This is a genomic window from Mycoplasmopsis gallinacea (genome assembly GCF_012220205.1).
In the GTDB taxonomy this organism is placed as follows: Bacteria; Bacillota_I; Bacilli_A; order Mycoplasmatales; family Metamycoplasmataceae; genus Mycoplasmopsis; species Mycoplasmopsis gallinacea_A.
Genome location: NZ_CP047225.1, coordinates 853506 through 877828 on the forward strand (window position 1 = coordinate 853506; position 24323 = coordinate 877828).

A 24323-nucleotide genomic window follows, 5' to 3' on the forward strand; every position below is an offset into this window, starting at 1 on the left:
AAAGAAAGGAATTTTATGACAAAGAAAAATGAACAAATATTAAATGAAGGAATTTTAGCTGATTTTGTTACAGTTAAAAGCAAATTTGTTGCGTTCCCTTCAGGAATACACCAAGTATTTGTTGAAAATGATGAAGTAAATGATATGGAGTTAATACTTAAATCATTTAAAGAAAAAGAAAACTATAGATTATTATTAGGTTATGAAGAAGAATCAGATTTTAGAATAGATGGATTAGAAAATATTAATATTAACACGAAAGCTTTATTAATTAAGCCGCTTGAAATTAAAAAAGTTAAAAATAGTAACTTATACAAAATGGTCTACCGTATCATTAGTAGTGTAAACATTACTCATCTTAGTGAAATGGTGTTTGAATTACCTAAAAAACTTTTTAAAGACTTAGTTAAAAAATGAGATATGGAGCGTCTTCTTGCTTTTGATATTGACCAAGACGAAGAAAACAACGTAGCTCTTGCTTTCAAAGATACTTGACTTGATTTAATCATTGATGATTCAAAACCTCTTTTTGAGTCATTTGATTTAGATAGCTTTTTAACTATCGTAACTCAAGTTTTAACAACTACAAATCGAAACTTTGAATTTTCAGGAGTTGGAAAAGATATTTTAAATATTTTCCAAGAAAACCTTGAAACTAAAAAACCTTATACATACCACGAAATTAACAACTTAATTAGAAAATACATCCAAGAAATCGATATATTTGTTGAAAGTAAGCAAAATAAACTTAACCAAGTTATTTCAATTTTAAACTTCATTGATACAAATGTTATTCGCGATAAAAGTAAAGCTGCTTTTAACCCTTCACTTGAATCAATTAATGCGACTATTTTTTCAATTGGTGATTTTCTTCAAACTAATCTTGAACTTGATAATGAGCTTACTGAAAAAATGAATGAAAAGCTTTCAAAACAACAAAAAGAGTTCATGCTTAGAGAAAAAATGAAAAGCATCCAAGAAACTCTTGAAAGTATGGGTTCTTCAGCAAATGAAGATGATGAGTATGCTAAAGACTTAAAAGATCCGCTTCGTGCACTTATTTACCCTTCATCAGTGCAAAAAATTATTGCAGATGAAACCAAAAGATTTTCTGAAATGATGCAAACTTCACCAGAAGCAAACATTTCAAAAACATATGTTGAGCTTCTTAAAAAATTACCTTGAAGAAAGGTCCAAAAAGAACTTCTTGACATTAATAGAGTTAGAAAAGTGCTTGATCACTACCACTATGGTCTTGATGAAGTTAAAGAAAGAATTGTTGAATATATTGCCGTTATGATTAATAGCAAAAGCAAATCTAAAGGACTTAAATTTGACTTAGATGAAAATGATGAACAAGTAGATTGAAGTCTTTTTAAAGGCGATGAAAAAGTTCATTTCTTAGATGCAGATGATAAAGCAGACTTCAATAATGTGCCAATTATTACACTTGTTGGTCCTCCAGGGACAGGGAAAACTTCACTTGCTAAAGCAATTGCTGAATCATTAAACCGTAAGTTTGTAAAAATTTCTCTTGGTGGAGTTCATGATGAAAGTGAAATTAGAGGTCACAGAAGAACTTATGTTGGAGCTATGCCAGGAAAAATCATTAAAGGAATTAAGCAAGCAGGTGTATCTAACCCAGTTGTGCTTCTTGATGAAATTGACAAAATGGCTTCAGATATTAAAGGAGATCCAGCTTCAGCAATGCTTGAAGTTCTTGATCCAGAACAAAATACAAAATTCCAAGATCACTACGTTGAGCACGAATATGACCTTTCAAAAGTTGTTTTCATTGCTACAGCAAACTACTATGAAAATATTCCTCACGCCTTAATTGACCGTGTGGAAATTATTGAACTTAGTCCATACACACTAAATGAAAAACTTCACATTGCTAAAAATCACTTAATCCCTAAAGTTATTAAGCAAAGCTACTTAAAGCCAGCTCAATTCAAAATTGATGATGAGACTTTAAAATACATAATTAAACACTATACAGCAGAAGCTGGTGTAAGGGGACTTAAAAGAATTTTAGACAAAATCGCCCGTAAAATAGTGGTAAAAGTAATTGATGATAAAAAACTTAAAGAATTTGTTGTTACAATTGATAAATTAGAAGATTTAATTGGTGTAATTAAATACAAAGAAGATGAAAAAGAAACTGAACTTGAACCAGGTACAACAAATGGACTTGCTTACACTTCAGTAGGTGGTTCAGCACTTCAAATTGAGGTAAATATTTACCCTGGAAAAGGTGAAATTAAACTTACTGGTTCACTTAAAGAAGTTATGCAAGAATCAGCGCAAATTGCTCTTACATATGTAAGAAGTAATGCTGAAAAATTCGGAATTAAAGACTTTGATTTTGAAAATTCAACAATTCATATCCACGTTCCTGAAGGTGCGGTACCTAAAGATGGTCCTAGTGCCGGTGTAACTTTCACAACTGCTATTATTTCAGCACTTAGCCAAAGAGCTGTTTCAGCTGAATATGCAATGACTGGCGAAATTACTTTAAGAGGAAAAGTATTAGAAATTGGTGGACTGAAAGAAAAATCATTTGGTGCTATCCAAAAAGGAATCAAATACATCTTTATTCCTGAAACAAACGTTAAAAACCTTAGAGATATTCCTAGTGAAATCAAAGCTGAATTAACATATATTCCGGTTAAAAAATACGACCAAATTTATGATGTTTTATTTATGCACAAAAAACCAGAAGTTGTAATTACTGAAGAGAAAAAAGATAAATAATAAAAGCAGGCATATAAGCCTGCTTTTTGCATAAAAAAGCACCAAAAGCCTTGGTGCATAGGGCTAAAAGTAGCCAAATACCTATAAAAAAGGTATAAAAAAATGGCGGAACAGAGAGGATTTGAACCTCCGCGGGAGTTGCCTCCCCTACAGTCTTAGCAGGACCGCCTCTTCAGCCTCTTGAGTACTGTTCCACGTTGCTTTATTATTATAACAAAAAATAAAGAAAACATAAAAAATTATTACTAAAAAATATATAATATAAAAATTAATAATACTAAGTATTATTAATTAATCGGAGGTGTTATGAAACAAAGACTTATTAGCGGGATAAAACCTACTGGTGATCTTACATTAGGTAACTATATTGGCGCTATTAGAAACTTTTTAAAATTGCAAGATCAATACGATTCATATTTTTTTGTTGCTGATTTACACGCTTTAACAACTGGCAGTGTAGATCCAAAAGAGCTTTTAAAAGCTAGAAAAGCAACTATTGCTTTATACATAGCTTGTGGTCTTGATCCTGAAAAAGCAACTATTTTCTTTCAATCACAAGTAATGGAACACGGAATGATGCAATGACTTTGCACTAGTGAAACTACTCTTGGTGAATTGCAAAGAATGACACAATTTAAAGATAAATCAAGCAAATTAGTCCAAAGCAATGGAACAAGTAAAGTTCCGTCAGGTCTTTTAATGTACCCAACATTAATGGCAGGAGATATTCTTTTATATGATGCAGATATTGTCCCTGTTGGTGAAGACCAAACGCAACACCTCGAACTTACGCGTAATATCGCAGAAAGATTTAATAATAGATATAAAACTAATTTCAAAATTCCTAAAGGTTATGTACCTGAAGTTGGAGCTAGAATCAAATCACTTACAGATCCTAGTGTAAAAATGAGTAAAAGTGAAAAAGGAGATAAATCAACCATTTATCTTTTAGAAGATCCAGAATCAGCTTATAAAAAAATTCTTAAAGCAGTTACTGATTCTGAAGGAAAAGTATATATTTCTGAAGAGAAAAAAGGAGTTGTAAACCTTTTAAATATTTATGCTTCTTTAACAAACATTTCACTTGAAGAAGCTGCTAAACATTTTGAACACCATAATTACAAAGACTTCAAAATTGAAGTAGCAAATGAAGTGAAAAAACTTCTTGAAAACATTCAAAAAAATTACCAAAGCGCTTTAGAAATTGTTGACAAAATTGCTAATGAAGGTGCTAAAAGAGCATCAGCAATTGCTAAAGTAAACCTTAATAAACTAATGAATAATATTGGATTATACGGAGAAAAAAATGAAAGCAAATAAACCACTTAACCACACAACAAGTCACTTACTTGCTGCTGCTATTGAAAAACTTTATCCAAACGTTAAATTAGGTTTTGGTCCAGCTACCGAAGAAGGATTCTATTATGATTTTGAATTTGAATCACCTTTTAGTGATACTGAATTAGCTAAAGTTGAAAAATTAATGAAAAAACTTGCTTCACGTAATTTAGTGATGAAACAAGTTCCTGTTAGTGAATATGATTTTACTAACAAACCATACAAAAAAGAACTTTATGATGAATTTGTATCTCAAGGAAAAGAAGTTACTTTTTATGCCTTGGTAGATCCTCTTAACAACGAAACTGTTTTTATCGATCTTTGTGCAGGTGGACACGTTGAATCAACAAAACACATTAAACATTTTAAACTTCTTTCGCTTGCTGGTGCATATTGAAGAGGAAATAGTGATAATATTCAACTTACAAGAATTTATGGAACTTCTTGAGATACTAAAGAAGAACTTGAAGAGTTTTTAGCTATCTTAAAAGACCGTAAAGAAAGAGACCACCGTAAAATTGGTAAGGAAATGAAACTTTTTACTTTCAATCCACTTGGGGGACAAGGGCTTCCTTTCTGACTTGAAGATGGAATGTACATTCATAATGAAATTCGTAAATTAATCTTAAAAATGGATCGTAAATACGGATTTACAGAAGTTTTAACACCACATTTTGGGGAAGAAAAACTTTATTGAACATCTGGACACCTTCCAATGTATCAAGAAGATATGTTTAAACCAATTGTAGTTGAGAATGAAAGGTTAATTCCTCGTCCAATGACATGTCCACACCACATTTTATGCTACAATACAGAAAAACGTTCATATCGTGATTTACCTATTAGATATAGTGAACAATCACAACTTTACCGTTATGAAAAATCAGGAGCTTTAACAGGACTTGAAAGAGTTAGAGGGATGCTTTTAACTGAAGGACACTTATTTGTGCGTCCTGATCAAATTGCTGATGAATTTAAAAGAATGTATCAACTTATTAAAGAAACACTTGAGATTTTCAAAATTAAAATTAGTTATGTTTCTTTAAGTTTAAGAGATCCTGAAGAAAAAGATAAATTCTTTGACGATGACAAAATGTGAAATGATGCTGAAAACGAGCTTAGAAAAGTGCTTAATGAACTTGGCGTAGAATATGAAGAAAAAGTTGGTGAAGCTGCTTTCTATGGGCCAAAAATGGACATTCAAATTTACACAGCACTTGGACATGAAGTAACTGTTTCAACATTACAACTTGATTTCTTGCTTCCAAAACGTTTTGACATTAGCTACACAAATAGCGAAGGAAAAGAAGAACGTCCAGTTATGATTCACCGTGGTTTAATTGGTACATACGAAAGATTTGTTGCCATTTTAATTGAACAAACTAAAGGTGTGCTTCCATTTTGACTTGCACCAAAACAAATTACAGTTATCCCAGTTAATGAAGAAAAACATCTTGAGTATGCTAAAGAAATTAATGATATGCTTTTTGATTTAGACTTTAGATCTAAGTTAGATGCTCGTAATGAACGTTTATCTAAAAAAATGCGTGAAGCACAAATGTCTAAATCTAAATTCCAAGTTATTCTTGGTGATAACGAAGTTGAAAACGGAACAATTTCATACCGTAAATATGGTGAAGAAAAAACCACAACAGTTTCAAAAGATGAATTTATTAAAATGCTTTTTGACCTTAAATTAAAATATGAATAAAAGCGAAAAAAGATACGGAAAAATAAAGAAAAATACTTTTTATATTTTTCTTTTTTCTTTTGGAATATTCTTTGCACTTCTTAGTGGCAGAGTTATTCCTTGAATTCAAATAACAGGGTTTGAACTTCCTTTATATGGACGGATTTTATCGCTGGTAATTTATCCTGCAATTTTTCTTTCAGTTGCTATTTACTTAAATTATTTTTATTCAGAAACATATGCAAAACTTCCTTCATATACAGTGTTAATAATTGGTATAGTTTCAACTGTAATGATGCTTCCTTACTTACAAGTGAGCCCTAAAAACATCATTTGAAATATTTTTCCTTTTGATACTATTGTTGTTTTTACAATCTATGTTATTCTATATTTTATAACCCTTACTTTTATTAATGATTGAATCTGCAAGCGCAAACAAAGCTTACCTAAAGGGAAAATTATTTAATTATATTGTCGCTCTTAATAAGGGCGACTTTTAATATTAATTTACCTTGATTACAGGATGAACAAGTGTAAAAAAACGTGCCTAAGCACGCTTATATCACTATTGTTCATCTGAGTTTTTAATAACTTCAGCTGCAACAATTTCATCATTATCTTTAAGTGAAATAATTTTAACACCCTTGGTATTTCTTGATGTAAGAGCAATGTCTTTAACGTTAATTCTAATTGTAATACCACTTGTTGTAATGATTAATACTTCATCACTTAATTCAACAAAACGAGCAAATACAAGGTTTCCTGCTTTTTCAGCATTAATTCCAGAAACTCCTTTAGATCCACGGTGAGTAATTCTATATTCTTCACTTTTTGTTAATTTTCCAAATCCTTTTGAACCAATTGAAAGGATAAATTCACCATCACGGTTAGATGAAGCTGAAATAACTTGTTGACCGTTATCAAGTTTCATTCCTCTAGTTCCAACTGAATTTCTTCCAGTTGCACGCACTTCTTCACCTTTGAAATTGATAATGTTTTTATCATTATTTGCAATTAAAACAATATCATCATCACCTAAAATAAAGGCTCTAACAAGTTCATCATCTTCTTGCAATTTAAACGCATTAAGTCCATTTCTACGAATGTTTTGGTATTCGCTTAATGGAGTACGCTTCATAATACCTTTTTTAGTCACGGTAGCTAAATAAGTATTTTCATCATAGCTTGGCACATCTAACATAGATACAATTTTTTCACCATTATTGGTATCTAGTGATTCAACAATGTTAATGAAAGGAATTCCTTTACTTTGTTTAGATGCTTCAGGGATTTGGTGAGCTCTAATCGAATATGCTTTACCTTTATTTGAGAACAATAGAAGGTCAGTATGGGTGTTGGTTTTAATGATATTAGAAATATCATCATCATTGTAAGTTTTCATACTTACAGTTCCTACACCACCACGTCTTTGTGTGTTGTATTCTTCGAGGTTAATTCTTTTTACATAACCGTTAGTACTGCTTGTAATAACAATATCTTTTTCAGCAATTAAATCTTCATCAGAAATTTGACCGATTGCAGAAGCGTCAATTACAGTTCTTCTTGCATCATTAAATTTAGCTTTGATTTGGTTTAATTCATCAATAATTAAGTCTCTTAATTTTTCTTCAGAATCCAAAATTGATTGTAAGTATTCAATTTCTTTTTTAAGTTCAAAAATTTCTTGATCCATTTTTTCAATGTTAAGACCTGTTAAACGACGAAGGTTCATGTCTAAAATAGCTTTAGTTTGTCTTTCGCTTAAGTTAAATCTATTTGCAAGTTTATCTTGAGCTTCTTGGTCAGTTTTAGATGTTTTAATCATTTGGACAACTTCATCAATGTTTGAAACTGCAATTTTTAATCCATCTAAAATATGAGCTTTTTCTTCAGCTTTATTTAAGTCGAATTTTAACCTTCTAGTTACAACATCTTTTTGGTGGTCTCAATAAACACTAAGAGCTGTTTTTAAGTTTATTAACTTAGGTTCTTTGTTTACAAGAGCAACCATATTAACGTTGAAATTAGTTTGTAAATATGATTTTTGGAACAATTTGTTTAATAAAATGTGAGGGTTGTAACCTTTTTTAACATCAATAACAATTCTAATTCCGTCTCTGTTTGATTCATCTCTTAAATCAGAAATACCTTCAATTACTTTATCTTTGTGAAGCTCAGCAATTTTTTGAACAATAGTAGTTTTTCTAATTGCATAAGGGATTTCCTTAACAATAATTTTTGATTTACCATTGGTATGTTCAATAATTTCAGTTTTTGATCTAACTGGAATTTTTCCTTTTCCAGTTTCATATGCATCATAAATTCCTTTAGTTCCTAAGATAATTCCACCAGTTGGGAAATCAGGCCCTTTAAGGTGTTGCATAAGCTCTTTAGTTGTAATTTCAGGATTTAAAGCAAGTGCAATAGTAGCATCAATTGCTTCGCCTAAATTATGTGGTGGAATTTCTGTCGCCATTCCAACAGCAATCCCTGATGATCCTGAAACAAGTAAGTTAGGAAATCTTGAAGGTAAAATTGAAGGTTCTTGCTCTGACCCATCATAGTTATCGACAAAATCAACAGTTTCTTTTTTGATACTTTCAAGCATTTCTGCAGCTACTTTTGACATTCTAGCTTCAGTATAACGCATAGCAGCAGCTTCATCACCGTCAATTGATCCGAAGTTACCGTGTCCATCAACAAGTGGGTAACGCATTGAGAAATCTTGCGCCATTCTAACCATAGCTTCATAAACTGAATAATCACCATGTGGGTGGTATTTCCCAAGCACATCCCCTACAATACGAGCACTTTTACGGTGTGGAGTTCCTGGGTTAAGCCCAAGTTCTGACATATCGTATAAAATTCTTCTATGAACGGGTTTTAAACCATCACGAGCATCAGGAAGAGCACGAGATACAATAACACTCATCGAATAATCAAGAAATGATTCGCTCATTTCTTTATCAATTAAAATTGGAAAAATCCCATCTTGTGGATTTTCAATAATTTGTGAACTTACTCTATATTCTTCTTTATTTTGAGGGATTTCTTCTTCCTCTTCTTCGACTAATTGCTTAGTTTTGTTTTTGTTTCCAAAAACCATTCTTTTATCTTCTTCATATTCATATTCTTCATCTTGAATTTTTAAAGAATCTAAATCTGAATCATCTAATGGATTTAAATTGTCTTTTTTGTCACCGATCATAACAAATCCCCTTTTATATAAATTATGTAATAATTTATATCTATTATACCATTTTTTGTTTTTTTAACCTAATTTGTGGGCTTTTTCAACTGCAAATTTACCCTAAAAAATTATTTTATTTTGTGCATTTTTAACGAAAATTAACGAAATTAAAACAAAAAAGAGCTCGAGGGCTGAGCTCTTTTAAAATGAAATCTAGCAATTATTATTTTTGACCTGAGCATAAGCAAGTTGCGCAGTTACATGTTTGACATGAACAAGATGCACATGTACAAACTGATTTATCTTTATTTGACATAAATATTGCCTCCTTATTGTTTCATTTGTAATTATTATAATAAAAAAGTGCATTTTTTACTTAAAAAAATAGGCAAAAATGCACTTTTTATTTTTTTGAAAATTTTTTAGAGCCTCCTTAAATGGAATTTTTGCAAGAAAAACCCTGCTTAGCAGCAGGATTTAATTATTTAAGAGCACCAAGATATCCTTTTTCAAGAGAATCTATAATTACATCGGTTTTTGATTTAGAACGGTTATGTCTATCTATAGGGTTTTTGATTCTATAGTAAACATATGCAAGAAGTTGATCGGCTCAGTAGTTTGAATTATTTGTACCATTTGATCTATTTCCTACAACAAATTCTGAATCATAACCACCTCTAGAAGCATTTTTAGCTCCCATAATTTGCATTTTTCTTTTGTTTGAATTAAGATAACTTACATATTGATTCATTTTCATACTATCTCACGCTCTTTCGTAAGCATTATAAAGTCCGAAGTTAAATGTTCCTTCAGCAGTTGAGTTTGTAGCGTTTCAGAATAAGAAATCACTAATACCAGCTTTTTCTTTTAAGAATCAAAGCGCTACAGCTGAAAGACGATACATTGCCTTATAACCTGGAAGTGTTTTGAAATATTGTGGATTAGCATTTCGATCAATTGCTACGCTCATAAGTTGTTTGTACATTGGTTCAAATAAAATACCAAGGAAGTTTTTAACTTCATCTACAAGATTGAAAATACTAATTCCTAATTCAAAGCCATAATTTGGCTCTTTAGGATCTTTAGGTTGCGCATTTGATCCACCTGAAGATGAACCTGAATTTGAAGATTCAGTTGTTTTAAATTGGAACACACCATTAAGAATTGAGTACATTCCAGTTGTTTTGCTTTTGTTGCTTCTTTCAAAAAGAAGGTTAATAAATTTAACGTAATCGTTATATCCAATAGCTTCAATAATTCCGGAAATAAGTTTTTTACGCTCCATAATTTTCTTAAGTGAGATGTTTGTTTTAGCATCATTTAAGAAAATAGACATAATTCCTTTTTTCACTTCTCTTATTAAAGCATTGAAAATATTAACTTCATTTTCAAAGTTATTAGTTTTAATGTTATTGAAGATATTATCGAAAATAATGTTAAATTCGCTATATTTATCGCTAACAATTTCTTTTAAGGTTGATTTAAGAACTCTTCTTAATACATCAGAATCGTCTCCATTATTAAATTCAATTCCATTTTCACGAAGCATTTTCACAACAATTGCGACAATTCCGTTGATAAAACGATTATCTTCACGTTTAAATACTTCTTTAATTCAGTTTTTAACTTTACCTTTCACTTCATTGCTTCTTGAGCTATTTAAGAATGCTGAAAAGGCACTAATTCAATTAGTTTTCTTACTATAAACAGTATTTGCATTGTCAACTATATATTCAACTAAAATAACAAGCACTTCTCTAATGTTTCTATTTTGAAGCGCAATTGTAAGCATATCATTAACTGATTCAGTATCACTTGCTCCAAGAAGAGCACCAATATTTAAGTCTCTAAGAACTTGACCAATTTTTTCTTCGGTGCTTAAAAGAGCATTTATTACATCACCAGCAAGGGCTTTAATGTTTACTTTATTGTTTTGAATTAATGGGTCAGTAATAATTTGTTTGAAGAAACTATAGTTGGTAATATCCATTCCTTCAAAAATGTCACGCTTGATATTTTGAATAAGTTCATCAACACTTTGATTATTTTTAAGTGTCATTGCTACTGAATTTGCAAATCGATCTAGCACACCAATTCTTTCGGCAAAATTACCAAAATCTTCAACAACGCTATTAATCATTGCGTTTGCATTAGCATTATTATTAATTTCTAAGAAGGTAAAGAATTTATTAACCATTTTCTTAACAACTTCTTTAGTTGTAGCATTTGTTAAAGCATCTTTAACAAATGCTTTTAAGTGCACTTTAAATGTTGCTTCATTATTTGAAACTTTAAGGTAGTTTTGAAGCATTTCCATAATTGAACTTGATTGATTAATTATTTCAGGGTTATTGATAATAAATTTAACTACATTTGAAATGATTTCTTTTAAGTTATTGTTTCGAATTGTTGCATTTACAACTGAAATAAAATCACTACTTGGCAGAATTTTACTGCTTAAAAACTCTCTAGTTTCAGTTCCTAAGGCATCTCAAAGAATTTGACCAAAGTTAAGCTCTTCAAATCCGTAGTCAATTAAGTTTTTAATGAAAGTAATTAAATCATTTTTATTTGAGCTATATAAATTAGTTCTTGTTAAATCTTTAAGCAGATCAATAGCTCTTGCTTCTCAATTTTCACCACTTGCAAAGGTTTTAAATTTTTCAATTAATGGAGTTAATAAATCATTTATGTTAAGGTTTGTTCCATTTTGACCTAATTTATCAAAAAGATTTTTCATTAAATCTTGAGTAAATTGAACTTTATTTTCAGTTGAAGTGTAAATTTCAAATAAGTTTTTAATTAAACTTTCTTTGTTAGTTACGTTATTTAAAATTCTTGAATATTGAGTTTTGATAATTTCAGTAGTTGCTATCTTAGCTGCAACATTTTTAAATGATTCATTATTTGCAATATCTAAAATAACTTTTTTAGTTGCTAAAGCTAAGTTATTGTTTTGGTTTGTATTTGCAAAAAGAGCTTTAATAAGTTCTTCATAACTATTTGCATTTTTAATAGCTTCAAAATTAAGGTGCACTGATTTAAATAATTCACTTAAAAGACCTTTAGCATTTTCACTACCTAAAATTGTGGTAATTAGGTTTTTAATTTGGTCATTTGTAATTGAATATTTATCTAAAAGAGTTTTTAAGCTTGGGAAATTGTTAATTAAATTGAAAGTAAATTCAGCATCATTTCCAAGTTTTGCAAAAAGTGCCTTAATTGCTTCAAAGAACACTTCGCGATGTTCAGTTCCAAGTTTTGAATTAACAATTGATTTAACAATTTGGTAGTTGTTAAAGTCAAATAAACCAAGAATTGCAGGAACTAAACCATCAGTAAATTCACTAAGGTTATTTGAGGCTAAAATCTTATCGTAAATTGTATTGAATAAACTATCTCAAAGGTTAGCTTGTTTAAGAATTGGAATAATTTCGTTTACAATTGCTTTACCAAGACGTGGAACATCAACATTTTCAAGTTCAATTCCATAATCGGTTGCAAATTTAGTAAGAATATCACTTCCAATAATACCTACTTGCTCATTTTGAACAAAGTTTTCAAGAAGGTTTTTAATGTCGCCTTTAAGTGATCTTAAAACATCTTTTTTACTTAAAATTCAGTTAATTAAATCATTTGGGCTATTAATGTAATCAATTCATCTTGTATCATCAATAATTAAAGCAATTGCTTTTTTAACAATGTTATTAAGCGAATCTTGAGCTAATAATTCTCTAACTGTATTAGCAAGGTTAACTCTATTTGTGTAAGCTAAAATTGGTGATGAAGAATCGATTCTTTGGATTGCTCCAATAACAAGATTTGCAATTACTCCTTCTTTATTTAGACCCACAAATAAGTCTTGAAGGATTTTGATAAAGGCAGCTTTGTTGTTTTTAATAAAACTAAGTTCAAGCAGTTTATCAACTAAAGCTCTTGGATTTTTGGTTACTTTATCTACAAAAATATCTTTAATTGCACTTGGAATTTTAGTAATGATTGAAAAGGCATTTGTTTTATTAGCTTTTGCTTCATTAGTGATTTGCACAATTTTGTCTAAGATTGGGTTAATTAAGTCAATTTGATTTAAAACAGTATGCAAGTTATTTGAAATATCTCTAAGTAAGCGATCAACATTAGCATTAGTTACATCAACATGATATGTAGTAAGCGTGGTTTTTAAGAAACTGTAAATTTTTGAAGTAACTTGAGTTTGAGTAGTTAAGTCATTGATTAATTTCTTTAAATCTTCTGCTATTGAATTAATATCAATAATTTCAAATAATTTATTTGAAATGTCATTATATGAAGTTACGTTGGCAAATTGATCAGCTTTTAAAAGCACTGATTTAATGGTTTTATTAATGATATTTTTAACGTTAACGTTATTTAAAATGTAAACAAGTAATTCTTTTGTTTCATTTTCAGGAAGATATTTAGCGATTGTATCTTTAGTATCTTGTCCAAGTGAGTTAAAGATTTTCTCAACAAGTTCTTCTTTGTTGCTATTAATGAAGATGTTTTCAACAATTTTAACTAAGTCGTTTTTATTTTCAGTAATTAATCTACTTGTAGCTAAATCTTTTACAAGGGCAACCACTTTAGATTCAGTTTGTCCAGCTTGCACAAAGATGTTTTGAAGTCCATTTAATAAACCAGTTACTAATGAAGACGCATTAAAGCTAAGTCCATTTGAACGAATTGAAGCAACAATTGTTTCGAAAGCAAGATCTGAAATACCAATGTGTTTATCTAAAATGTCATATAAACCAATTAAGTTGGTAATTAACCCATCAATATTTGAAACTCCAGCAAGGTATGGACGCACGTTTGAATTATTAAGGAAGTTTTTGATAATGTTTTTAATAATTTCTTTTACATCTGATTTTTGGAGAAGTAAGTTGAAAATTTGTTTAATATCAGGTTTAATTAAAGCTATAAAATCATTATCAGAAACGATTGCTTTAGCTAATTCATCATATGAATAAGTGTTTTTGTAAATATCAACGTTGTTAATGATTCTGGTAGCAGCTTTTTTGAGAAGCAATTTAACTTGAGAGCTTTGAAGAAGTTCTCTAACTACATTTTTAAGTTTGTTTCCATCAGCTGAAAGTTGCTCAGCTATTGAAGCAAAATTAATTGCTTCAAGAATTTTCTCGATATTTTCGTTAATGTAGTATTTATCAATTAATTTATTTGCAATATTGCTAAGCTCAGTTTTGTTAGTTGCACTTCAGATATTTGAATTTAAAATAGCATGCACTATTGAGTAATCTTTAAAGTCGATAATTTGACCAAAGATTTCTTTTGATACATTAATTAAGGCATCAAAGTTTCGAATTTCACTCTTTCTAGCATTTAAAGCAACCATGAATTTTTTAATAAGTGAGTTAGATTTATCTACATAAATAATGTTTTTAACAACATCCACAAGTCCATTACCTAAAGAAGATGAAACTGTGAAGTTAAATCCATTATCACTAAGAAGTTTATTAACTGTTTTAACAATTGTTGCACTTAAATTATCGCTTGTTAAGATTGCTTTAACTAATTTATCAACTTCACTTGATAAATTAAGTAAATCACTATCACGTAAAATAGTTGCAATTAATTCTTTTGGCTCATTAATTAACGGAATTCATGAATTATTTCTAAACCCAAAGTTAATAATTGATTCAATAATTGCATTTGTATTTTCATTTGAAAGAGCTTGATTGACTAATGATTGAGCATTAGTTTTATCAAGGTAGCTTCAAATTTGAGAATTATCATTAACAATTGCATTATTTAAAATCTGAGCTAAGCTTCCATTTTTAATTGCTTTATTTAAGTAGAATTTAAGAATTTTCTTAAGGTATTCACGGTTTGAAGTAACAATTTGTGAATTAAAGATTTTTTCAATAAAGCTTGCAGGATTTGCATTGAATTTTTCAAGGAGCTTTTCTTTAATTAAACCAGGAAGTTTTTTGAATTCTTCTGAAGGAGTGTTGCTTACTTTTGCTTTTTCAAGCACGTTAAAGACAGTGTCAAATAAAGCGTCGTAAATTCCTAACTGCTTAGCAAGCGGAATGATGTTATCAACCGCTGAAGAAACTAAGTTATATGAAGCGCCATTTTCATAAACTTCAAATAATTGTGATTGAAAGACATTATTAGCAACATTTTTGATAATGTTTTTAATTTTGTTATCTCCAAAAACACTTTCAATAATAGCTTTAGCTTTTTGTTTGTATTCTAAAGGAGCAGCATTATTAACTAATGCTTTAATAATTTCTTCAAAACTTGTAGCATTTGCTATTGAGTCAAAGTTATTGATGGTTTTAGTAACTACATCAAAAACAATATCTTTAAATGAAGCGTTATTAAGCACAAATTGGCTTAAAATTACAACTTCTTCTTTAGTTGCATACTTGCTAATTTCTTCTTTAAGAGAAACTGGAAGAAGATCATAAATTTTCTCAACTTCTTCAGTTGTATCTAAAAAGTGGTTGTAAATGTTTTTAACAATTTGAATTAAGTCATTTTTATTTCTTGAAACAAAGCTATTGTTAAGCAATTTAAACATTTTAAGCATTGTAGCTTCGGTTTGGTTATTGTCAAATAAATCATTAAAGGCAAGCTTAATTTTTCCAACTAAATCGTCTAAAGTATTTGCTCTACTATCATTTGCAAATGTAACAAGGGCACTAAAAACACGGTTTACAATGTCAAATTCTTCTTCAGATTGAATAATTAAGCTAATTAAATCTGAAATAACTTGTTCTTTATTAGTTGTATTTTCAAATACTCATGAGTAGCCATTATTTAAGGTATTAAGAGCGATTCCTTTAATTAATTTAGTTGTAAATGGATCTTTTAATTTTTCCTTAATTAATGGTTTTAAGTTCGCTTCAAGTAAGTTGATTAAGTCTGCATTTTTAACAACTTTTAAAAGAAGTTCCTGGTAGCTATTTGCACTTGCAAGATCAGCAGCATTATCAGTTGAAAATTCAACTACTTTTAAAAGAACTGTTTTAGTTTTAGGATCCTTAATTAGATTAAGTACAAACTGGTTAAGTTCAGAAACATTTACATTTAAGCTACTTGCAACACCATTTAAAAGGCCATTATTAATTCAAGATTCAAGTTTTGGATGAGCAATAGTTTGATTTACTAAAGCGCTTAAAAGCAACTTAGCATCTTCTTTATTTGCGCTGAAAAATTCTGAACTTAAAATGCTTTTCATTAATGAGTAATCACCAAAATTAATAATTGTTCCAAGTTGATTTTTAACTTCATTTAATGAAGCAGTTAAATCACTACTTTCTTGTAATTTGTTAAAGAAAATATCAACAGCTGAATTAATAATTCCTTTTTCATTAGCAATTTTAATTAATGAAGTAGAAAGTTTTAATAAACCATCATCATATTTTTGATCTTCAAAGTTGTATCCATAATCGCTTGCAATTGTTTTAAGTAATTTAACAAAGCTACGGTTGAACGTTCCATTATTTAAAATTTTAGCTACAAGTGGTTGTCCATGTGCAACAACAGCATCTAAAACACCTTCGGTTCTTAATATTGCAACAATTAATTCGTTTGTGTTATTAATTGAACTAGCTCAATTAGTATTTAAAATAAGCGGACGGATGATATCTTTAATTAAAGCGTGGAAATCTGGATCAAAAACAGCATCAGAAACTAAAAGTAATAATTCGTCTCTATCAACATATTTGCTTATTGATGGGCTATCAATAAGGCTTGGAAGTTTTTCTCTTAAGAAATTAGAAATAGTTCCTGTATCAATTAAGCGTTCATAAACTGAAATTGCAATGTTGGCAAATGCTTCTTTATTGTTAGCAAATACTGGACGCTTAATGAATTTAACAAAAAGATCAATTGGATTATTTGAAAGTTTACTTTGCACAATCTGTACAATTCCGTTTGTTAATTCACTAAGATGATCAACTGGACTATTTTGAGCATGCATTTGTTTAAGGTTTTCTACTAATTTATCAATTACTGGGTCAACAATACCTATTTCCTTAACAATTGGGTTAATTTGACTGCTAAGTTCAAATGCGAGCTTTTGATAAATTGGAAGTTCTGCATCAAGTCCAATCGAAGTTATTGATGAAAGAATGATTTGACGGTAAATTTCATTAGTATTATTATCATTTAAAATTGAGTGAATTAATGGTTTTAATTTACCTGTAACAAAGTTAATATCTACTTTCTTAATTAACTTGTTAGCTAAATCTTTGCTATCTGTGAAGTTTTTAAATACATCAAAATTATCAATTAATGTGTGAGCTAAGTTTTTAACAATATCACGAGCTTCATTTTCAGTAAAGATAAAATCTACAAAACTAGCAAGTGATTCAGGAGCTACAAAACGTTCAATAACTGATTTAATGTTTTCTGGCAGAATTGATAAAGCTAAATTACCAATTGGAAGAGCGCTAGTTTTGTTCATTAAGTTAGTTACAAGTTGTTTGAGTGTAGTTTTATTATTTTGAATAATATTACTTGCAGCAAATCTACGAAGCATATCTCAAAGTTTTTCTTGATCAATTTCACCTTTGAGGCCAAATGATTTCATAAGTCCTTCAATTGCTGAATCACTAAAAAGTTGATTTACCCTTTCAATACCATAGTATTGAACATTATTAAGAAGGCTTTCAAGAATATTTGGAATTACATTTAAGTTTTTGATATCTTGAAGAACAAAATCTTTTATTGGGTTATATAAATTTGTAATTTGCGCTTTGCTAATATTTGTATGCAACTGGTTTGTAACTAATCATTCATAAATAAAGTCAATTAATAATGAATTAATTTTTGGATTTGAAAGAACAGTGATAGCAAAAGAAGAAATTAAACTTGATAATTCTTTATTAGCTTCAGGATCTTGAGTAAAGGCAGTTAAAAGTTCATTATATGTTCTTGCTTGAGCAAATCTTTCGTTGTTATTAACAAAGTTAGAAATTAAATTATTAACAATTTTTGGAAGATTTTCATTGCTTAATACTTCAGTGATGAATTTTGTAATAAATTCACGATCAATTCCGTATTTTGAAACAATTGGTTCGAGTTTATCACCAATGTAATTGGTGATTTGATTTTTATAAATTCTTAATCCATTTTGGAAAATTTCATTAATTGCTTGAATTACATCAGTTTTATTTTCAGATACAAGTGGGCTACCTGCGATTGCAGCTACAAGCCCAATGATATTTTCTTCATTAATTGCAGAGCTTATAAGAAGTGCAGGGAGCTTAGAAACTTGAATTTTTCCATCTTCTCTGATGAATTTTTCAAGTCCGCTTTGGAAGTTAAATAAAGTATTTTTTAAAAATCCACTTTCTTTAATAGCTTGGACAAAGTGCTCTACTCCGCTAATTTCGTTTGGATATTGCTTTTTAAGAATGTTTTTAAATAATCCATTTGGGTCAAGTTGACGGTAGTAATCTGAACTTGTAATAAAATTAATAACTTCTTGAGATAATTGTCTAAAAAGATTTGAAAGGCGAGCAATTCTATCACCATAGTTGTGATTATCTCTAAATGAAGCAACGTATCTTTCGTATTTATCTTCATTATCTAAGTATGCTTGCGAACTTGCTCCGATAATATTGGTTGGAGTATCACTAGGTTCAATTTGATAACGAGCATATTGAGCATCATCACTTAAGAAAGCTTGAGTAAATCCAAAGTCTCCACTTTCATAATCTGCTATTTTAAAACTTGGATTAGTAATTTTTAAATAAATATCCATTGCCATTTTTTTGTACCCACGTGTATTGGTATGGATATCAAAATAAATGTTTGAAAAATCAAGTGATCTTGGATTTCAATATTCTTGGTTGTATGAATCAATGTAATTTACACCTGAATTACGCGCAATGTTTTTAAGTCCACTATTTAAAAATTCTAAAAAGAAATCTAAAGGACTAAATTCAATCATTCCACCAAGAAGATCACCAACAAGGTCATCAATCATTTGTTTTAAACCAAGGAATGGCATTGGATAACCAATGATGTTGATATTTGCTTTAGGAGCAAGGGCTTTAAGGTTTGCAATAAGTGTTGAAAGACGCTTTTTAGCTTCAGGTAAGCTTGTTTTAAAGATAGAGTTAACAAACTCCAAAACGCTTCCATAAGAAGGGTTTTTTGATGTTAAATTTGCAAACACTTCTTTAAGGTTGCTTTTTGATGCAGCTTTAAAAATTAAATAGAATAAATCATTAGCACCAATTGAAAGAGTAACTAAGTTTGCATTTTTTAGTTGCTTTTTCATTTCATTAACTTTTTCTAATCCATTTTCTCCAAATTTTCCAATCACTCTTGCATTATTTGCTAAATGATCTTCATAATCCATTCCAAGAAGATTGATTCAATCTATTGCAGTAGCTCCAGAAAAAGAATAGTTTTTATAAAATTCTACTCTTGAATTTTGGTTAAGTAAACGAGCTAAAAAAGATGAATAAGATACACCTGTAATTTCACCATTAACAAGTTCTCCTTGGTAATCTTTTGGTAATGAACCATCAAATCCTGCAGCAATTGAATCACCAATAGCCACATATCTAATTTTTTGATTCTTTGCAATAAATAAATTAGACTTTTCTTTTTCAATATTTTTATTTTCAAAAGAAATTACTGGATCTGGTACAGAATTTGCATTATTTTCTTTTTTGAAAACTGGTTCATCACTAGGAGCATCATATCCTTTGTGTTTTTCTCCTCAAGTAATTCCAGGAATCTTTGTATCTTCACCACCTTTTGGGATTGGTTTAGAAGAACCTGGAGCACTACATGAAGCTAAAAATGAAGTAGCCCCTAGTAAAGCTATAAGTGTCGAAAAGATGTACTTTCTTTTTGCTTTTTTTGCCATAATTTCCTCCTCTATATATTTTTATAAAAATATATAGGACTTAAAAATAATATTACTATTATATAGTAATATTGAGCAAAAGAAACTTTACAACCCTTTTTGAAAATTATTTACAAAAATACTTTTATGCCTATAAGCAAGGTATAAAAGTATAAAAAGCACACCACTAAGGTGTGCAGGTAAGTAAAAAGTTAAAGGTTTTTATATGGTACTTTTGTCTTTTTGAGTAAAAATTTAAACTCTGGTAATTTAGCTTGAAGAAGCTCTAAAAGGTGATAAGCAAACACTTCCTCATCAAGATGCGGAATTTCTAAAATAGGAATTTGGTTTTGATTAAAGGCGATTCAATCGCTTCATTTAAAATCGCTACTAACAATTAAATCAATCCCTTTTTGAGCTATTTGAGTAATTTCTCCAATGTATCCGCTTCCGCTTAAAAAAGCAATTTTTTCAATTGGTTTATCAAAGTTTTGAGTTTCAACATTAGTTCTAAACTCGCTTAAATTAAGGTTGTTTTTAAGTCTAGTAACCACATCATTAAAGCTTGTTTTAACAGTTGCTAAAGCACTATATGATGGTGATCCATAGTTATAAAAATGCTCTCAGCCAAGATATCTTAATATTTGATATGAAGTTCCGTAAATGTCAATATCGTAATTAGTATGCATCGCAAATCCACTAATTCCATTTTGGAGCATTTTGCTTGCAAGTTCTTTTTTATATGGTGCTTTAATTCATTCTAATTCCCTTGTTTTTTCAAAGAAAAAAGGGTGGTGAGTTAAAATGACATTGCACTTATTTTCAATAGCAAAATCCACCACTTCATTAGTGATGTCAATTGCAATAACAGCTCCAGTAAATTTTTTATTTTGGTTAGCTTTAACACTAAGACCAGAAGGGTCTCAAATTTCTTTTCTTTCAAGCGGATAAAGTTTATTTAAGAAAGCTAAAAATTCTCTAACACGCATAATTATGGACGGTAAAGATCTTTAAGTTCTTTACTGTGTTTTCCGTTTTTAAGCTTTCTTAAAATTTTGTTTTCAATTTGACGAATACGTTCTTTTGAAACACCATTTCTTTCTTTAGCAAGTTCTTCAAGTGAATGCACACGGTATTTTTCACCATTTTCATCGAATCCAACTCCATAACGCTTGCAAATAAGCTCACGTTCATCTTTTTCTAAATCAGCTTCTAAAATACGTTCTAAAGCACTTTGAAGCTCTTCTTGAGCAGCATGATCAGTTGGAGAAATTACGTTATCATCTTTAACAAAATCACTAAATGATGAATCATTTTCTTTACCTACTTGTTTATCAAGAGAAATTGGGTCAATGTTGATTTTTCTAATGTAACGCACTTTTTCAGCAGTAAAGTTTTTGTCATATCTTTCTGCAATTTGCTCATCAGTTGGTTCATGTCCAAGCTCTTGTTGAAGCTCACGTTCAATTTTAGAAATTTTGTTAATTGTTTCTACCATATGCACTGGCACACGGATTGTTCTAGCTTGGTCAGCTACAGCTCTAGTAATTGCCTGACGAATTCATCAAGTAGCATATGTTGAAAATTTGAACCCTTTTTGAACATTATATTTAGAAACAGCTTTCATAATTCCGGCGTTTCCTTCTGAAATAAGGTCGATAAAACTAAGTCCACGGTTTTTGTACTTTTTAGCATTATTAATAACTAAACGTAAGTTTCTTTGGATAAGTTTATCTCTAGCTCTTTTACCTCTAAATCCACCTTTTTCCATTTGTTCAGCTAATTGACGCTCTTCATCAATTGTTAAGAGTTCTCCATATTTACCAATTCAACGCATGTATCATTTAACAATGTCATTTGTTTCTGTAAGTTTATTTGAAAGGTTTTTCTTTTGTTGAGTTTCTTCTTCAAGATGCACTCCACCTTCGTGAGTATCAAAAGTAAGTGAGCTAAGATCTAAGTCTAAATCTGAATCATCACCGTGAAAATCTAAAATGTCTTCCTCATCTTCTTCTTTTTCTTCATCATCTTCATCTTCAGAAGATTCTTCTTCATTGTAATCTTCAGGAGAATAATCTATGTTGTCATCTTCATCACTAAAATCGTCTTCAAAATCTTCATCTTCAAAATCTTCGCTAAAATCTTTATCATCTAATTCGTCTAATTTGTCTTTATCATCTGAATCACTAAAAATTCCAGCATTTTTCTTAAAATCATCAAGATCTGTATCATCGAAATCACCTTCATCAAAGTCGTTTTTAACAATGTCTTCAGAAATTAATCTTTCTAAAAAATCATCATTATCTTCAGTAATTTCCATTTGATTTTTTAAAAGAAAATCAAACACTTCTTCTTGCGAAAGGTGTTTCTTTTTCTTTTTCTTAAGTTGATCTTTTAATAAATCAACAACTAAATCATATTTTTTATCCATTTTATTCTCCTTTTTTCTCATCGCTTTTCATTACAGAAATTGCTTGGTACAATCTTTCACCTATGAATTTAGTGTTCATATTAATTTGGGTCAATTTCTCATTTTTAATTTCAAAAGCTTTAATACTATCTTTTAAAATTAGGTTTAATTTATTTTTGATGTGATTTCTAAGCACATTTAAATCAGTAACGGTTTTAACTTCTTCACTAAGTGAGTTATTAATTTTGATTTTTAAATTGGAAGTTTGCTCAAAGAAATCAATGTTTTCATAAATTCTTTCAAAGCTAGGATTATTAAGTTTAAATTCACTAATTTTTCTTTCTAAAAGTTGTTCCACGCTTTGAAAAAGCTGGTGAATTATATTTTCATATTCAGGTGAAAAATTAGCATCTAATTTGAACTTACAAAACATTAATAAGTTTTTATATGTTTGCTTAAGCAGTTCATCAGTTGAAAGTTGATCGTCTCACATAAAAGCTTCCTCATAAATTTCTTTAGATTGAAGCTCATTTATAAAAAGTTGTAAGTAAGCATCATTACTTAAACATCTAATTAATAAAGTAAGCCGATTGTCCATGACGATAAAATCTTCAAGTTCATTAATGACTTTTTCAGTATCTCAATTATCATTTATTCTTCCGTGAAATTGGGGTTCAAATTCACCAGGGACATATTCAGGAATATACCCAAGAAGTTGGTCTTGATCATAACTAATTGGATCATTAATGTAAAGATCGTTTTCTTTATAATCTGAAAAGTTATTTGAAGCTTGAATTTGATTTTTCTTTTCAAAATCAAATTCAATATCATAATTAAAATCTTTTTTAACTAAGTTAATTAAGTATTTAATTTGATCACTTTGAGCATTAGCAAAAATTCGCATAAGCTCGCTAGCAAATAATTTAATGTTTGAATATTCAGGTGAAACATCTAAATTGTGCAAGATTTGCAACTTACGATACACAAAATCAATTGCAGAGCAGCGGTTATTGAAAATTAAGTTAATCAAATCATCTCTTCCATTTTGATGGTGATGAAGAATTTCATCTGCATCTTTTTCAAAGTTGTTTTCAATAACAAAAACTTCCATCCCTTCTTGAAGGATTAATTCAACTGAGCGAATAGTAGCTTTTAAACCGGCTGTGTCATTATCAAAAAAAAGAACAATTTTGTTGTTTTTAAGCGAGCTAAGGTGTTGCTTAGTTAAAGCAGTTCCCATAACAGCTACAACATTTTCAATTCCAGCCTTATAACAAGCAATAGCATCCATAAATCCTTCAACAATAATTACTTCTTTAAGTTGTTGGATTTTGTTTTTAGCGTTATGGTAGTTATAAAGAATTTGTGATTTGTTAAATAATCTAGTCTCAGGTGAATTAATGTATTTGGCATTTTCACTTTTAGCAAGCGCACGAGCACTAAAACCAACTAAGTCACCATTGTTATTTCTAATTCCAAAGGTAATCCGATTTTTAAAAATTTCATATAGCTGCGGATTAATAAGCCCAGCTTTAACAAGATCTTCTTCAGAGTAGTTAAATTCTTTAGCTTTATTGATAAGTTGATTTTCTGGTGCATATCCAATGTCAAATTTATTTAAAATAATTTGATTATCTAAATGTCTATTTTTTAAAAAGTTTTTAATGTTTGGATCGACACTTTTAATAAGCTCAAATTTATAAAAAGTATTAATTGAATTTAAAAGTTCAATAATTTCGGTATCTTCAGGATTGTATGAATAACCTTGTTTGTTAAATTGTTTTAAATTAAGCTCAATTCCTTGCATATTTGAAAGTTTTTCTAATGCTTCATAAAAAGTTATCCCTAATTTTTTCATCAAGAAGGTGGCGCTATTTCCACCTTCGTTGCAGGCAAAACATTTGTAAATTCCTTTTTGCTCATTGACGGTAAAACTTGGGCTTGAATCACTATGGAATGGACAAAGTCCAAGGTAGTTATTTCCTTTTTTAGTTAAACTAAGAAATTCGCCGACTACGTCGACGATTCTTGCATTTTTAATAACAGAATCAATGATTTCTTTATTTACGTTTTGCACTATATT

General features: G+C 29.6%; 9 protein-coding genes and 1 tRNA gene. 4 read left to right on the forward strand and 6 right to left on the reverse strand.

All coding sequences use genetic code 4. The features are described 5' to 3' along the window. The first annotated feature begins 15 nt into the window (after positions 1-15). A complete protein-coding gene (lon, locus tag GOQ20_RS03435; protein ID WP_187468887.1) occupies positions 16-2757 on the forward strand; it encodes an endopeptidase La in 2742 nt (913 codons plus the stop codon). 103 nt (positions 2758-2860) lie between these two features. Here the strand turns inward: lon and GOQ20_RS03440 are convergent. After that, positions 2861-2951 (reverse strand) — tRNA-Ser (locus GOQ20_RS03440). 112 nt (positions 2952-3063) lie between these two features. Here GOQ20_RS03440 and trpS point away from each other — a divergent pair. Genes trpS through GOQ20_RS03455 form a run of 3 tightly spaced genes read left to right on the forward strand, consistent with a single transcriptional unit; the run spans position 3064 to position 6251 of the window. Then, the gene (gene trpS, locus GOQ20_RS03445) at positions 3064-4077 is read left to right on the forward strand and encodes a tryptophan--tRNA ligase (RefSeq protein ID WP_167845412.1); all 1014 of its coding nucleotides are present in this window, start codon (positions 3064-3066) and stop codon (positions 4075-4077) included. Next, positions 4064-5806, forward strand: a complete 1743-nt coding sequence (gene thrS / locus GOQ20_RS03450; protein ID WP_167845413.1) for a threonine--tRNA ligase — start codon at positions 4064-4066, stop codon at positions 5804-5806. Before trpS ends, thrS begins: the two co-directional genes overlap by 14 nt. Continuing rightward, positions 5799-6251, forward strand: a complete 453-nt coding sequence (locus tag GOQ20_RS03455; protein WP_167845414.1) for a hypothetical protein — start codon at positions 5799-5801, stop codon at positions 6249-6251. The genes thrS and GOQ20_RS03455 overlap by 8 nt, the downstream gene beginning before the upstream one ends. Before the next feature lie 99 nt (positions 6252-6350). Here GOQ20_RS03455 and gyrA read toward each other — a convergent pair whose 3' ends face one another. The 5 genes from gyrA to dnaG all read right to left on the reverse strand — a co-directional run bounded on the left by gyrA (position 6351) and on the right by dnaG (position 24317). Then, positions 6351-8993 (reverse strand): DNA gyrase subunit A, encoded by a 2643-nt coding sequence (gyrA, locus tag GOQ20_RS03460; RefSeq protein WP_167845415.1) that lies wholly within the window; start codon positions 8991-8993, stop codon positions 6351-6353. A 463-nt stretch (positions 8994-9456) separates the two neighbouring features. Beyond that, positions 9457-19851 carry an SGNH/GDSL hydrolase family protein gene (locus tag GOQ20_RS03465; protein WP_167845416.1) on the reverse strand — a complete coding sequence of 3465 codons (10395 nt, stop codon included), beginning with the start codon at positions 19849-19851 and terminating at the stop codon, positions 9457-9459. 191 nt (positions 19852-20042) lie between these two features. Further along, positions 20043-20819, reverse strand: a complete 777-nt coding sequence (locus tag GOQ20_RS03470) for a Nif3-like dinuclear metal center hexameric protein (RefSeq protein ID WP_167845417.1) — start codon at positions 20817-20819, stop codon at positions 20043-20045. Between the two features lie 2 nt (positions 20820-20821). After that, positions 20822-22261: an RNA polymerase sigma factor gene (locus GOQ20_RS03475; RefSeq protein ID WP_167845418.1), complete on the reverse strand. Its 1440-nt coding sequence runs from the start codon at positions 22259-22261 to the stop codon at positions 20822-20824. A gap of 1 nt (position 22262) precedes the next feature. Continuing rightward, a complete protein-coding gene (gene dnaG / locus GOQ20_RS03480) occupies positions 22263-24317 on the reverse strand; it encodes a DNA primase (protein WP_167845419.1) in 2055 nt (684 codons plus the stop codon). Positions 24318-24323 lie beyond the last annotated feature (6 nt).